Genomic DNA, 13274 nt, shown 5'->3' on the forward strand with positions numbered 1-13274 from the left:
CGGACATGACGGGCCGTCCGGGCGACGGTCCGTCACGTCCTCGCGTTCCCGCGCGCGGGCGTTCCCGCGTTCCCGCTACTCGCCCATCCCGTGGACCGCCGGGATGGTGCCGAGGCGGCCCGCCTGGAAGTCCTCGAAGGCCTGGCGGAGTTCGGCCTGGGTGTTCATCACGAAGGGGCCGTAGTGGGCCATGGGCTCGCGGATCGGGCGACCGCCGAGGAGGACGACCTCCAGGTCCGGCGTGTGCGAGTCCTGCTTCTCGTCGGCGCGGACGGTCAGCGCGCCGCCCTGGCCGAAGACGGCGGTCTGGCCGAGGTGGATCGGGCGGTGCTCGGCGCCGACGGTGCCGCGTCCGGCCATGACGTAGGCGAGGCCGTTGAAGTCCTCGCGCCAGGGCAGGGTGATCTCGGCGCCGGGGCGCAGGGTGGCGTGGATCATCGTGATCGGGGTGTGGGTGATGCCGGGGCCCTGGTGGCCGTCGAGCTCGCCGGCGATGACGCGGAGCAGCGCGCCGCCGTCGGGGGAGGTGAGGAGCTGGACCTGGCCGCCGCGGATGTCCTGGTAGCGGGGGGCCATCATCTTGTCGCTCGCGGGCAGGTTGACCCACAGCTGGAGGCCGTGGAAGAGGCCGCCGGACACGACGAGGGACTCCGGCGGGGCCTCGATGTGGAGGAGGCCGGAGCCGGCGGTCATCCACTGGGTGTCGCCGTTGGTGATGGTGCCGCCGCCGCCGTTGGAGTCCTGGTGGTCGAAGGTGCCGCCCTGGGGGGCCGTGGTGACGGCGAGCACGGGGCGCGGGGTGGCGTCGGCCGGGGCGACGACGCGCGGCAGGGTGAGCGGGTTCTCGACAGTCACGGCGGGCATGGCGGGACCTCCTTCGTACGGCCTGAGGGCTCGGTGGCCTTCGCGGCCTGTCCTCGTACCCTCACTTTAGTTGAATGCTGAACTTCTTGCCACCTGGAACGCGGAACGCCCGGGAGGAATTCCTCCCGGGCGCCCCCGTACACGTCCAGACTCCGTCAGCCGTACATCCGCCGCATCGCGAAGTCCACCATCTGCTCCACGGCCTTCGCGTCGAAGACCATCCGGTGGTCGCCCTCCATGTCGAGCACGAAGCCGTAGCCGGTCGGGAGGAGGTCGATCACCTCGGCACCGGTGATCACGAAGTACTTCGACTCCTTGCCCGCGTACCGCCGCAGCTCCTTGAGCGTGCTGAACATCGGGATCACCGGCTGCTGGGTGTTGTGCAGGGCGAGGAAGCCGGGGTTGTCGCCGCGCGGGCAGTAGACCTTCGAGGTCGCGAAGATCTGCTGGAAGTCCTCGGCCGCCAGGGTGCCGGTGGTGAAGGCGCGTACGGCGTCGGCGAGCGAGGGCGGCGAGGGCTCGGGATACAGCGGGGCCTGCTGCTGGCCGTACCCGCCGGGAACCCCGCCCTGCATGCCGTTCGGCATCCCGCCCTGCATGCCCCCGGGCATCCCGTACTGCTGCTGCGCACCCGGATTCTGCTCGTAGCCGTACATGGGCCCTGAGCCTACTGCGTCACAGATCGCCCGGTAGGGGTTGCTCTTATTACCGGTGGGTAGCATCATCGTAGAGAAGAGTGCGCTACCCGTGAGTAGGAAGCGGGTCGCCCTCGGTACGAGGAACCCTCCCCGATCTTTACGGAGCCGTCGCCATGGGGCACTACAAGTCGAATCTCCGCGACATCGAGTTCAACCTCTTCGAGGTGCTCGGCCGCGACAAGGTGTACGGCACCGGTCCGTTCGAGGAGATGGACGTCGAGACCGCCAAGAGCATCCTCGACGAGATCCGCCGCCTCGCCGAGAACGAGCTGGCCGAGTCCTTCGCCGACGCCGACCGCAACCCGCCGGTCTTCGACCCGGAGACCAACACGGCCCCGGTCCCGGCCACCTTCAAGGCCAGCTACAACGCCTTCATGGAGTCCGAGTACTGGCGCCTCGGCATCCCCGAGGAGATCGGCGGCACCGTCTCCCCGCGCTCCCTGATCTGGGCCTACGCGGAGCTGCTCCTCGGCTCCAACCCGGCCATCTGGATGTACTCCTCCGGCCCCGCCTTCGCCGGCATCCTCTACACCGAGGGCAACGAGCAGCAGAAGAAGGCCGCCCAGATCGCCGTCGAGCGGCGCTGGGGCTCCACCATGGTCCTCACCGAGCCCGACGCCGGCTCGGACGTCGGCGCCGGCCGCACCAAGGCCGTCCAGCAGGAGGACGGCTCCTGGCACATCGAGGGCGTCAAGCGCTTCATCACCAGCGGTGAGCACGACATGGAGGAGAACATCCTCCACTACGTCCTCGCCCGCCCCGAGGGCGCCGGCCCCGGCACCAAGGGCCTGAGCCTCTTCCTCGTCCCGAAGTACGAGTTCGACTGGGAGACCGGCGAGCTCGGCGCCCGCAACGGCGCCTACGCCACCAACGTCGAGCACAAGATGGGCCTCAAGGCGTCCAACACGTGCGAGATGACCTTCGGCGACAAGCACCCCGCCAAGGGCTGGCTCATCGGCGACAAGCACGACGGCATCCGCCAGATGTTCCTCATCATCGAGTTCGCCCGCATGATGGTCGGCACGAAGGCGATCTCCACCCTCTCCACGGGCTACCTCAACGCCCTGGAGTACGCCAAGGAGCGCGTCCAGGGCACCGACCTGGCCGACTTCATGGACAAGGCCGCGCCCAAGGTCACCATCACCCACCACCCCGACGTGCGCCGCTCGCTGATGACGCAGAAGGCGTACGCCGAGGGCATGCGCTCCCTCGTCCTCTACACGGCCACCGTGCAGGACGCGATCCAGCTCAAGGAGGCGGCGGGCGAGGACGCGAAGGCGCTCCACGGCCTCAACGACCTGCTCCTGCCGATCGTGAAGGGCTACGGCTCCGAGAAGGGCTACGAGCAGCTCGCGCAGTCGCTCCAGACCTTCGGCGGCTCCGGCTTCCTCCAGGAGTACCCGATCGAGCAGTACATCCGGGACTCCAAGATCGACACCCTCTACGAGGGCACCACCGCCATCCAGGGCCAGGACTTCTTCTTCCGGAAGATCGTCCGCGACCAGGGCGCCGCGCTGAACACCCTCTCCGAGGAGATCAAGAAGTTCCTCGCGGTCGGCACCGGCGGCGAGGAGCTGGCCGGCGCCCGCGACGCGCTCGCCAAGGCGGCCGTCGACCTGGAGGCGATCGTCGGCAAGATGATCACCGACCTCACCGCCACCGGCGAGGACGTCAAGAACATCTACAAGGTCGGCCTCAACACCACCCGCCTGCTCATGGTCTCCGGCGACGTCGTCGTCGGCTACCTGCTGCTGCGCGGTGCCGCCGTCGCCGCGGAGAAGCTGGCCGCGGGCGCCTCCGGCAAGGATGTCGCCTTCTACCAGGGCAAGATCGCCGCCGCGAAGTTCTTCGCCGCGAACGTCCTGCCCGGCGTCTCCACCGAGCGCCTCCTCGCCGACGGCGTGGACCGCGGCCTGATGGACCTGGACGAGGCCGCGTTCTAACCGACGCGCCTGGTCCATACCGGAACGGCCCGTCCCCGGGGAGGGGGGCGGGCCGTTCCCCCTTTTCCCGGCGGGCTCCGTTCGCACCCGGGGTTCTCCCGGCGGGCTCTGCTCGTTCCCGGGGTTCTCCCGGCAGACTGCGCTCACCCCCCCCCGGGGTTCTCTCGGCAGGCTCTGCCCGTCCCCGGGGTCTCCCGGCGGGCTCCGCCCATTCCTCCCCCTCCCCCCTCCCCCCGAGGCCGTCACGCACCGGAAAGGGGCTCCGGCGGGCTGCGTAAGGTGGGACGCATGAGCAGCGCAGCTTCCCGACCGGCGTCCGCACCCTTCGGCCCCGGCCACACCGATGACCTGATGTCCTTCCTCGCGGCCTCCCCGTCGCCGTACCACGCGGTGGCCAACGCCGCGGAGCGGCTGGAGAAGGCGGGCTTCCGCCGGGTCGAGGAGACCGCGGCGTGGGACGGGACGAGCGGCGGGAAGTTCGTGACCCGCGGCGGCGCGATCATCGCCTGGTACGTGCCCGAGGGCGCCGCCCCGCACACCCCGTACCGGATCGTCGGCGCCCACACCGACTCCCCCAACCTGCGCGTCAAGCCCCGCCCCGACATGGGCAACCAGGGCTGGCGGCAGATCGCCGTGGAGATCTACGGCGGCACCCTCCTCAACACCTGGCTCGACCGCGACCTCGGCCTCGCCGGCCGCCTCACCCTGCGCGACGGCAGCCACCGCCTCGTCAACGTCGACCGGCCGCTGCTGCGCGTCCCGCAGCTCGCCATCCACCTCGACCGCTCCGCCAACGACGGGCTCAAGCTGGACCGCCAGCGCCACATGCAGCCCGTGTGGGGCACCGGCGAGGTCCGCGAGGGCGACCTGGTGGAGTTCGTCGCGGACGAGGCCGGTGTGGACGCCGAGGACATCGCCGGCTGGGACCTCATGGTCCACGCGGTCGACGCCCCCGCCTACCTCGGCCGCGACCGCGAGCTCGTCGCCGGCCCGCGCATGGACAACCTGCTGTCCGTGCACGCCGCCGTCGCCGCGCTCACCGCCGTCGCCGGCCGCGACGACCTCCCGTACATCCCCGTCCTCGCCGCCTTCGACCACGAGGAGAACGGCTCCGAGGCCGACACCGGCGCCCAGGGCCCCCTCCTCGGCACCGTCCTGGAGCGCTCCGTCTACGCCCGCGGCGGCGGCTACGAGGACCGCGCCCGCGCCTTCGCCGGCACGGTCTGCCTCTCCTCCGACACCGGCCACGCCGTCCACCCCAACTACGCGGAGCGGCACGACCCGACGCACCACCCGCGCGTCAACGGCGGCCCGATCCTCAAGGTCAACGTCAACCAGCGCTACGCCACCGACGGCACCGGCCGCGCGATCTTCGCCGCCGCGTGCGAGAAGGCGGGCGTGCCGTGGCAGTCGTTCGTCTCCAGCAACGACATGCCCTGCGGCACCACGATCGGCCCGATCACGGCCGCCCGCCACGGCATCACCACCGTCGACATCGGCGTCGCGATCCTCTCCATGCACAGCGCCCGCGAACTCTGCGGCGCCGAGGACCCCTACCTCCTCGCCAACGCCCTGGTGGCGTTCCTGGAGGGCTGAGCCCGTACGCGAAGGGCCCCGCACGCCGTGGCGTGCGGGGCCCTTCGCGTTACGCGGCCGGGTCAGGCGTCCAGCCCCGCCAGGATCAGCGGGAGGCGGGTCGCGCCCTCGGCGGTGAGCTTCACCGGGACGCCCCAGTCCTGCTGGTGGACGTGGCAGGCCGGGTACTCGTTGGCCGGGTCGTCGTCGCAGGACGCGGCCATCGCGGAGACGTGCAGAACGCCTTCGGTGAGGGCCGGGTTCAGCTCCAGGTCGCGGAAGAGGTCCGTGCCCGTGCCCTCGCCGGAGAGCAGCAGCTCCGGCGGGGTGGACGAGACCAGGAGCCGGGTCGAGGGGCCGTACCGCTCGTCCAGCTTCTGGCCCGTGGGCGCGTGGAAGACGACGTCCAGGCGGAAGGCGCCGGGCGCGACCTCGGTCGCCTCGCGCTTCGTGCGGTGCGCGACCGCCTCCACCCGCACGGCCTCCTCGGGGAGGCGCAGCCGGGTGAGGCGGTGGCGGGCCGACTCGACGACGACGATGTCCTCGCCGACGAGGACCGCGTCGCTGGGCTCGCGCAGGTCCGTGGCGAGGGTGGTGACCTCGCCGGTGGCCGGGTCGTAGCGGCGCAGGGCGTGGTTGTACGTGTCGGAGACCGCGACCGAGCCGTCGGGCAGGGCCGTCACGCCGAGCGGGTGCTGGAAGAGCGCCTGGTCGGCGGCGCCGTCCCGGTGCCCGAAGTCGAAGAGGCCGGTGCCGACGGCCGTGTGGACGTGCCCGTCGGTGTCGACGTACCGCAGCGCGCTGGTCTCCGAGTCGGCGATCCACAGCCGGTCCGGGGTGGCGGCGAGCCCGGACGGCTGCGCGAACCACGCCTCGGCACCGGGCCCGTCGACCAGCCCCTCGTTCGTGGTGCCGGCCGCGACCTCGACGGTCCCGGACTCGGGGTCGTACGTCCAGATCTGGTGCACGCCGGCCATCGCGATCCACACCTTGCCCTGCCACCAGGCGACGTCCCACGGCGAGGACAGGTCCACGCCGAGCGCGGGCCCGGAGGTCGGAGACCCCTGCCACCACTGCCTGCCGGTGCCCGCGATCCGCTCGACCGCGCCGGTCGCCGGGTCGAAGCGCTGGAGCGAGTGGTGCACGGTGTCCGCGACGACGACCGTGCCGTCCGGCAGCAGCGCCAGCCCCTGCGGCTCGCGGAAGACGCCCTCGCCGCCGATCCGCCGCACCACGGTCTCGCCGTCGGCGGCCAGCTCGACCAGCTGGTGCCGGGTGGTGTCGGAGACCAGGAGGTTGCCGTCCGGGAGGACGACGGCCTTCCCCGGGAAGCGGAGGTCGGTCGCGACCGGCTCCGGCGGCACGTACGGCCCGTCGCCGCGCCGCAGCGTCCCCTTGGCCGCGTGCTCGGCCTCCAGCTCCTCCACCAGCGTCCGGATCGCGTTGGCGTGCCCCTCACCGGCGTGCTGGGCGACGACGTACCCCTCGGGGTCGATCACGACGAGCGTCGGCCAGGCGCGGACGGCGTACTGCTTCCAGGTCGCCAGCTCCGGGTCGTCGAGCACCGGGTGGTGCACCTCGTACCGCTCCACGGCGTCGACGACCGCCTGGTGCTCCGCCTCGTGCACGAACTTCGGCGAGTGCACGCCCACGATGACGAGCGTGTCCCGGTGCTTCTCCTCCAGCTCCCGCAGCTCGTCGAGGACGTGCAGGCAGTTGATGCAGCAGAAGGTCCAAAAATCGAGGATCAATGTGCGACCTCGGAAGTCGGCGAGCTTCAGGTCCTTCCCGCCGGTGTTGATCCAGCCGCCCTTGCCGATCAGCTCGGGGGCACGGACGCGGGCGCGGGAACGGGGGGCGGGCGCGGGGGTGGGCGCCGGGGCAGCGTCGTTCATCCTTCAAGCTTGCCATTGGCCCATGAACGGCCGATCACAGCCACACGACGCGGGTCACCTCCGCGAGCGGCACGAGCCTTTTCCTGCCTCCTGCCCTGGGGGCCAGAGAAGCACCACGGCTCGCTTACGGCGCTCGCCCGGCGACTCGGCAGGATCCTCGTAGTCGCCGGTCACGTCGTGCGGGCTGCCCATGCGCCCCGCCACGTCCGCGCCGGAGGAAGACGTTGCAGGCGCTCACGTTCGTCGTGTCACCCCCGGCACGGGCGCGGGCCCGCACCCTCTTCGACCGTCATTCCGCCACCCGCTCATTCGCCCCGGCCCCGCCCCTCCTCGCCCAGACGATCCTGCAGCGCTCGTCACCGTTGAACCTCACGCCCACCCTGCCTCGCTGGACTTCCACGCGATCGATTGCGAGGCTGAGGCGTTCACGCCTTCCGGCCACGTCATCGGTCTCCCAGGCTTCAAGGAGCAGGCCCGCGTCCAGGAGCGGAGAGAGGTCCGCGGAAGGGGTCGGCATCCGCAGCAGGTCTGCGCGCAGCCCCTCGATCCGATTGCGAAGTCGTCCGGCGAGCCGGTTGTACCGGTCGATAGCGTCGGCGCCCGTGAACTCGCCACGGACGTACCTGGCCTCCTCCAGGTCCGCCAGACGGGCCCCCTCGTCCGCGATCTCCGCCTCGATCGCGTCCCGCTTCGCGAAAACCTCCGGGTCCTCCCGCTGCGCCCAGCGGTCGGCGATCACGACGAGCAGCGGGTCCTGGGGCTCCAGGGACGGCAGGCGGGAGAGGAATGCCCGGGTCACGTAGTCGTCGATGCTCTCGACCCGAGCCGAGACGCCGGAGCATCCTCGCCCCATCCGGTGGCTGGAGCACTGGTACGACGTGCCGGCCTTGCTCATCCGGGCCCCGCACAGCCCGCAACGTGCCGTCCCGGTGAGCAGGGACTTCCCTTGCTTGTGACCGTGTCGCTTCCCCGCCAGGGGGAACGTGCGCGCTTCGAGCTGGCGGAGGATGAGTTCGCGCTCCCCGACCGTGATGATCCCCTCGCCGATACTCACGGTCTCCAGCGTTTCCGGGTCTCGGTAGGGAGAGACCCGGTGCATGTACTTGCGTGTCCCATCCGGCTGCTCCTCGTACTCGGTCTGCGGCATGAGACCGGCGAAGGCCGGTGAGCGAAGGAGTTGCATGACGCTGGACGAGTTCCACTCGCCTCCACGAGCGGACTCCACCCCGTGCTCGTTCAGCAGCCGGGCGATGTGGACGAGGGCCTTCCCGGACAACGCCTCGTCGGCGATCAGGCGGGCGTAGACGGCGGTCTCGGGGTCGTGGAGGAGTTTCTTCGCCTCCGGGTCCACCAACAGCCCGTAAGGCGGCCGTCCGCCGATCCACTGCCCCCGTCGGCGTAGGTACCGCTTGGCGTTGCCGACGCGCATCCCAAGGTCGCGGGACTCGTTGCGTGCCAGTTCCGCCAACATGGCGAGGGTGGCCCGGGCGCTGTCGTTCTTCGTGTCGAGGCCGTCCATGACGGAGACCAGCCGTCCGCCAACCCTCCCTATGTCGTCCAGCGCCTTCCCGACCTCGCCGATGCCCTTGCGGGACAGGCGGTCGAGCTTCCAGACGATCAGAACGCCCACGACGCCGGCCGTGGCTGCTGTGATCGCCGCATCGAACCCTTTGCGGCTGACGTTCTTGTAACCGGAACGTCCGCGGTCTATGTGGACCTTGCGGACAGTCAGGCCGTTGCGCTCCGCCCAGGCCCGGCAGTCGGCTTCCTGGCGGTCGATCGCGGTCTTGCCCTCCCGGTCCAAGGACAGGCGTAAGTACAGGTCAGCAGTGGTTTGTTGGTGCACGTCCCCACGCTAGCGAGTAGTGCTCACATTGGTTCAGTAAATCCTTAAGACGAAGACAACGATTTTTTCGCAGATCGGCGAGCGTCGACTCGTCGCCTCCGGTGTTGGCCAGCCTTTCGTTCCGATCAGCTCGGGGCCCGGACGCGGGCGCGGGAGCGGGGCCTGCCACGGGCGTACGGGTGGATCGGTGCCGCCGGGTGGGGGGTGTCCGCGTGTCCCGGGGCGGGTGGGCGGCGGAGGGGGCGGTGGCATGGGCGCATGACGCATGCGGGCGGATCATCGGACTACTCGTGCTTCCGGGGGAGGCGGGCCGTCCGGGTCGGGGCCGGGTTCCTCGTCGGGGTCCTCGCCCTGCCCTGCCTCGTCCTCGGCGGCGAGGGCACGGCGGAGGCCGGGGGCGCGGGCGACAAGGCGCTGCGGATGACCGTCACCGTCAACACCCGCGGTCACAGCGGGCAGCGACCGCCCGCCGTGCGGGCCGGGGACCGGGTGGTGAAGAGGTACCGGCTGGAGAACCGGGGCGAGGCCGACCTGTACGGGGTCCGGGTGCGGGACCCGGGCGTCCCGGCGGGCGCCGTCCGCTGCCCCGGGCGGCCGCTCCACGCGCTCGGCGTCATGGAGTGCGTCGCCCGCTTCCGCGCCCTGCCCGGCGACCACCGGGCCGACGCCCGCGCCGAGGGCGCGATCCCCTCCCTGGGCCGGACCCTGACCGCCACCGCCGCCTCCGGGTACACGGGCGTCGCCGGGGCCCTCGCCCTGGCCGAACGCGTCGCCCCCGCCGCGCGCGCCGGCACGGCCGTCGTCACGTACACCGTCGCCAACCGCGGCAACCGGCCCCTGCACGACGTGCGCGTCACCGACCCGGCGCTCGGCCTCTCCGGGCGGGGCGTCGACTGCGGCGCCGCCCCGCTCCGGCTCGCCCCCGGCGCCTCCGCGCGCTGTGTCGCGACCGTACGGCGGCCGCCCGGCACCCACCGCAGCACCGGCCTCGCCACCGGCACCGACCGCGTCGCCACCTACGCCCCCGGCGGGCGGCGCCTTCCCGCGCCCCTGCTCACCGCGCGGTCCACCGGCTCCTTCACGGTGCCGGAGGAGCGGAGGAAGCCCTCGGCGGCGGCCCCGGACCCGGCCCCGGCCTCGGCCGCTGAGCCCGGGGGTGGGAGTGGGAGCGGTAGAGGCGGGGGCGGTGGAGGAGGGGGCGGTGCGGGCGGTGGGGATTCTCGTGGTGGGGTCGTCGGGGCTCCTGGGGCCGCCGGAGCTCCTGGCGCCGCCGGGGCCACGGCGCCCGAGCCCGCTCCCGCACCCGCCGTGGGGGTGCTGCCGGTGGGGCCGCCCGGGCCCGATCCCGCGCCGCCGGGGGCAGCGGCGGAGGTCGGTGCGGGGGTCGCGGCGGAGGTCGGGGCAGGGGTCGGTGCCACCGAGGGAGCGGTGGAGGCCGGGCCCGGAGCCGTACCGCCCGGAGCCGTAACGCCGGGAGCCGTACCGCCCGGTGCCGTACCGCCCGGTGCCGTGCCCCCAGGTGCCGTACCGCCCGGTGCCGTGGTCGGTGAGGCTCGTGTGCCCGGGGTGGTCGTACCGCCGCGTACCGACACCTCGCCGGAGGCGTCGCGCCGGGCCGCCACGCTCGCCGGCGAGGGGTTCCTGGGGCGGGTGCGGCGGCGCGGGCGGGAGGCGGGCGAGATGGGGACCGTCGTGATGCTGCTGCTGATCCTGCTGCCCGCGGCCCTCGCCGCCGCGCTCCTCGGGAACCGGAGGACCTGACCCGTGGCCCTGTTCGAAACGCTCTTCGTCGTCCTGGGGGTCGCGCTGCTCGGCGCGCTCGCCGTCGTGGTCAAGACGCGGCTCTTCCCGGTCGCCGAGGACGAGGAACCGCGCGAGGACGTCGCCGAGTACATCGCCATGATGGTCTCGGTGCTCTACGCCATCGTCCTCGGCCTCTGTCTGGTCTCCGTCTGGGACACCCGTACCGCCGCGTCCGACAACGCCCAGGCCGAGGCGAGCGCCCTGCACCAGACGTATCTGCTCGCCGACGCGCTCCCGGGCGACCGGCGCGAGCCGCTGCGGGCGGCGGCCCGGACGTACGCCGACCACGTCGTGGACGTCGAGTGGCCGATGATGGCCGCCCGGCAGCCGCTCGACCCGTCCGGCTGGCGGCTGCTCGAACTGCTCCGGCAGGCCGGGGAGGTCGGCGACACCGCCACCGTCTCGCAGCAGATCGCCGCGCAGGAGGTGCTCGCCCAGCTCGGCAACGTCGACGACGCCCGGCGCAGCCGGGAGGCGGCCGCGCAGGAGCGGCTGTCGCCGGTGCTGTGGACGGGGCTGATCCTCGGCGGCTTCCTCACGCTCGCGTTCATGTTCATCTTCGGGATCAGTCGCAGCACCACCCATGTGGTGATGGTGATGGGCCTGGCGGGCTTCATCGCCTTCACCGTGCTGTTGATCCATCAGCTCGACGCGCCCTTCGGGGAGGTGCTGGGCACGACTCCCGACGCGTTCACCCGCTATTTCGTCTGAACTCTCCCGGCCGGGTTGTTTCACGTGAAACGGCGAACGGGGAGACATACCGTATGAAATACCTCGTACGGGACAAGCTCTTCGCGATCGGCGACGACTACTGGATCGAGGACGAGGACGGCCGGCACGCCTTCCTCGTCGACGGCAAGGCCCTGCGGTTGCGGGACACCCTGGAGTTGAAGGCCCCGGACGGACGGGTGGTCATCACCCTCCGGGAGAAGCTCCTCAGCCTGCGGGGCGCGATGACCGTCGAGCGGGACGAGCGGCCGCTGGCGACCGTCCGCCGCAAGCGGCTCTCCCTGCTCCGCAACCATTACCGCGTGACGATGGCCGACGGCACCGAACTGGACGTCAGCGGGCGGATCCTGGACCGGGAGTTCGCCGTCGAGTACGACGGCGAACTCCTCGCCCACATCTCCCGCCGGTGGCTGCGCGTCCGGGACACGTACGCGGTGGACGTGGTCCGCGAGGACGCCGACGCGGCCCTGCTCATCGCGGTGGCCGTGTGCGTGATCCGGATGGCCGAGCGGGAGGACTAGGAGGGCAGGGGCGGCCGGACGGGCGGCCCCGCCGGGCAGGAGAGGGCCCCGGCGGGCAGGAGAGGGGCCGGGGCGGGAGGCTAGAGCGCCGCCGCCTTGCCCAGGGCCTGGTCCAGGTCCGTCCACAGGTCCTCGACGTGCTCGATGCCGACCGAGAGGCGGACCGTGCCGGGGCCGATGCCGGCGGCCTCCAGGGCGGCGGCGTCGAGCTGCCGGTGCGAGGTGGACGCCGGGTGCATGACCAGGGTCTTCACGTCGCCGAGGGAGACCGAGAGGGAGGCCAGCCGGACCGCCTCGACGAAGGCCCGGCCGGCGTCCCGGCCGCCCGCCAGGTCGAGCGAGATCACGCCGCCCGCGCCGTCCGGCAGCAGCCGCTCGGCGATCGCCCGGTCCGGGTGGCCCGCCTGGCCGGGGTAGCGGACGGCCGCGACCGCCGGGTGGTCCGCGAGCCGGGCGGCGAGCGTGGCGGCGGAGGCGCAGTGGCGGTCCATCCGCAGCGACAGCGTCTGCATGCCGCGCAGGGTCAGCCAGGCGGCGAACGGGTCGGTGGAGGCGCCGAGCTCCACGGCGAAGTGGCGCATCCGGCCGAGCAGTTCCGGGTCGCCGACGGCGAGGACGCCGCCGAGGACGTCCGCGTGGCCGGCGAGGTACTTGGTGGCCGAGTGGACGACGAGGTCGGCGCCGAGGGAGAGCGGGCGGCAGAGCAGCGGGGAGGCGAAGGTGTTGTCGACGGCGACGGGGACTCCGGCGGCGCGGGCGACGGCGGCGAGGGCCGGGATGTCGGCGACGCGGGTGGTGGGGTTGGCGATGGTCTCCAGGTAGAGGAGCCGGGTGGTGGGCCGCAGGGCGGCGGCGACCTCCTCCGGGTCCGTGCCGGAGACGTAAGAGACCTCGACGCCCCAGCGGGCCGCCAGGTCGGTGAGCATCGCGTAGGTGCCGCCGTACAGGCAGCGCTGCGCGATGACGTGGCCGCCGCCGTGCAGCAGTCCGAGCAGGACGGTGTTGATGGCGCCCATCCCGGAGGCGAAGGAGAGCGCCCCGGCGGCTCCCTCCAGACGGGCGACGGCGTCCTCCAGGGTGCGGACGGTGGGGTTGCCCATGCGGCTGTAGAGGAACGAGTCGCCGGAGTGCATCGAGTCGGCGAGGGCGTCGGCGGACTCGAAGCCGAAGACGTGGCCCTGGTGGAGGGGGACGCCGAGCGGCACGCTGCCGGTGACCTCGACCCGGGGCGGGTGGACGGCGAGGGTTTCGGGGCGGAGGCCGTCGGACGGGGTGGAGTGATCGCGGTCGCTGCTCATGCGGCCAGTATCGGGAGGCGGTTCGGGCGGCCCCCAGGGCCAATCGCGTCGAAGTGGATCGGATCGGGCCGCGCGGAGGGCGAGGGGGCCGGTCGGCGGCGC

10 protein-coding genes are annotated in these 13274 nt (G+C 72.4%); 5 read left to right on the plus strand and 5 right to left on the minus strand.

Features of this window, described 5'->3' with window-relative positions; translation table 11 throughout:
• Nucleotides 1–75: 75 nt before the first annotated feature.
• The gene (locus tag IE321_RS13635) at nt 76–864 is read right to left on the minus strand and encodes a pirin family protein (RefSeq protein WP_190223058.1); all 789 of its coding nucleotides are present in this window, start codon (nt 862–864) and stop codon (nt 76–78) included.
• Between the two features lie 155 nt (nt 865–1019).
• Entirely contained in the window at nt 1020–1520 is a 501-nt protein-coding gene (locus IE321_RS13640) for an SseB family protein (RefSeq protein ID WP_043227386.1), read from the minus strand.
• A 155-nt stretch (nt 1521–1675) separates the two neighbouring features.
• Here IE321_RS13640 and IE321_RS13645 point away from each other — a divergent pair, with 155 nt between their 5' ends.
• Nucleotides 1676–3505, plus strand: coding sequence for an acyl-CoA dehydrogenase (locus tag IE321_RS13645; RefSeq protein ID WP_190223059.1), 1830 nt, complete (start codon nt 1676–1678; stop codon nt 3503–3505).
• A gap of 288 nt (nt 3506–3793) precedes the next feature.
• Complete coding sequence (locus IE321_RS13650) at nt 3794–5101, plus strand: M18 family aminopeptidase (RefSeq protein WP_190223060.1); 1308 nt, start codon at nt 3794–3796, stop codon at nt 5099–5101.
• Between the two features lie 62 nt (nt 5102–5163).
• Here the strand turns inward: IE321_RS13650 and IE321_RS13655 are convergent, their stop codons facing one another.
• The gene (locus tag IE321_RS13655) at nt 5164–6975 is read right to left on the minus strand and encodes an NHL domain-containing thioredoxin family protein (protein ID WP_190223061.1); all 1812 of its coding nucleotides are present in this window, start codon (nt 6973–6975) and stop codon (nt 5164–5166) included.
• A 289-nt stretch (nt 6976–7264) separates the two neighbouring features.
• On the minus strand, nt 7265–8821 hold the full coding sequence (locus IE321_RS13660) for a recombinase family protein (protein ID WP_190223062.1): 1557 nt from the start codon (nt 8819–8821) through the stop codon (nt 7265–7267).
• Between the two features lie 258 nt (nt 8822–9079).
• Between IE321_RS13660 and IE321_RS13665 the strand changes: the two genes are divergently transcribed.
• The 3 genes from IE321_RS13665 to IE321_RS13675 are packed head-to-tail and all read left to right on the plus strand — an operon-like array spanning nt 9080 to nt 11874.
• Nucleotides 9080–10582, plus strand: coding sequence for a CLIPPER-2 domain-containing protein (locus tag IE321_RS13665; RefSeq protein ID WP_190223063.1), 1503 nt, complete (start codon nt 9080–9082; stop codon nt 10580–10582).
• Between the two features lie 3 nt (nt 10583–10585).
• A complete protein-coding gene (locus IE321_RS13670) occupies nt 10586–11335 on the plus strand; it encodes a bestrophin-like domain (protein WP_190223064.1) in 750 nt (249 codons plus the stop codon).
• A gap of 53 nt (nt 11336–11388) precedes the next feature.
• A complete protein-coding gene (locus IE321_RS13675; RefSeq protein ID WP_043229153.1) occupies nt 11389–11874 on the plus strand; it encodes an LURP-one-related/scramblase family protein in 486 nt (161 codons plus the stop codon).
• Nucleotides 11875–11954: 80 nt separating this feature from the next.
• Here IE321_RS13675 and IE321_RS13680 read toward each other — a convergent pair whose 3' ends face one another.
• Nucleotides 11955–13172, minus strand: coding sequence for a trans-sulfuration enzyme family protein (locus IE321_RS13680; protein WP_190223065.1), 1218 nt, complete (start codon nt 13170–13172; stop codon nt 11955–11957).
• Between the last annotated feature and the right edge of the window lie 102 nt (nt 13173–13274).

The organism is Streptomyces hydrogenans (genome assembly GCF_014656075.1).
Classification (GTDB): Bacteria; Actinomycetota; Actinomycetes; order Streptomycetales; family Streptomycetaceae; genus Streptomyces; species Streptomyces hydrogenans.

Excerpts from the sequence above, each read along its gene's own strand:
- IE321_RS13665 (WP_190223063.1), top strand. The coding sequence starts at position 9,080 with ATGACGCATGCGGGCGGATCATCGGACTACTCGTGCTTCCGGGGGAGG.
- IE321_RS13645 (WP_190223059.1), top strand. The coding sequence starts at position 1,676 with ATGGGGCACTACAAGTCGAATCTCCGCGACATCGAGTTCAACCTCTTC.
- IE321_RS13655 (WP_190223061.1), bottom strand. The coding sequence starts at position 6,975 with ATGAACGACGCTGCCCCGGCGCCCACCCCCGCGCCCGCCCCCCGTTCC.
- IE321_RS13675 (WP_043229153.1), top strand. The coding sequence starts at position 11,389 with ATGAAATACCTCGTACGGGACAAGCTCTTCGCGATCGGCGACGACTAC.
- IE321_RS13635 (WP_190223058.1), bottom strand. The coding sequence starts at position 864 with ATGCCCGCCGTGACTGTCGAGAACCCGCTCACCCTGCCGCGCGTCGTC.
- IE321_RS13640 (WP_043227386.1), bottom strand. The coding sequence starts at position 1,520 with ATGTACGGCTACGAGCAGAATCCGGGTGCGCAGCAGCAGTACGGGATG.
- IE321_RS13650 (WP_190223060.1), top strand. The coding sequence starts at position 3,794 with ATGAGCAGCGCAGCTTCCCGACCGGCGTCCGCACCCTTCGGCCCCGGC.
- IE321_RS13680 (WP_190223065.1), bottom strand. The coding sequence starts at position 13,172 with ATGAGCAGCGACCGCGATCACTCCACCCCGTCCGACGGCCTCCGCCCC.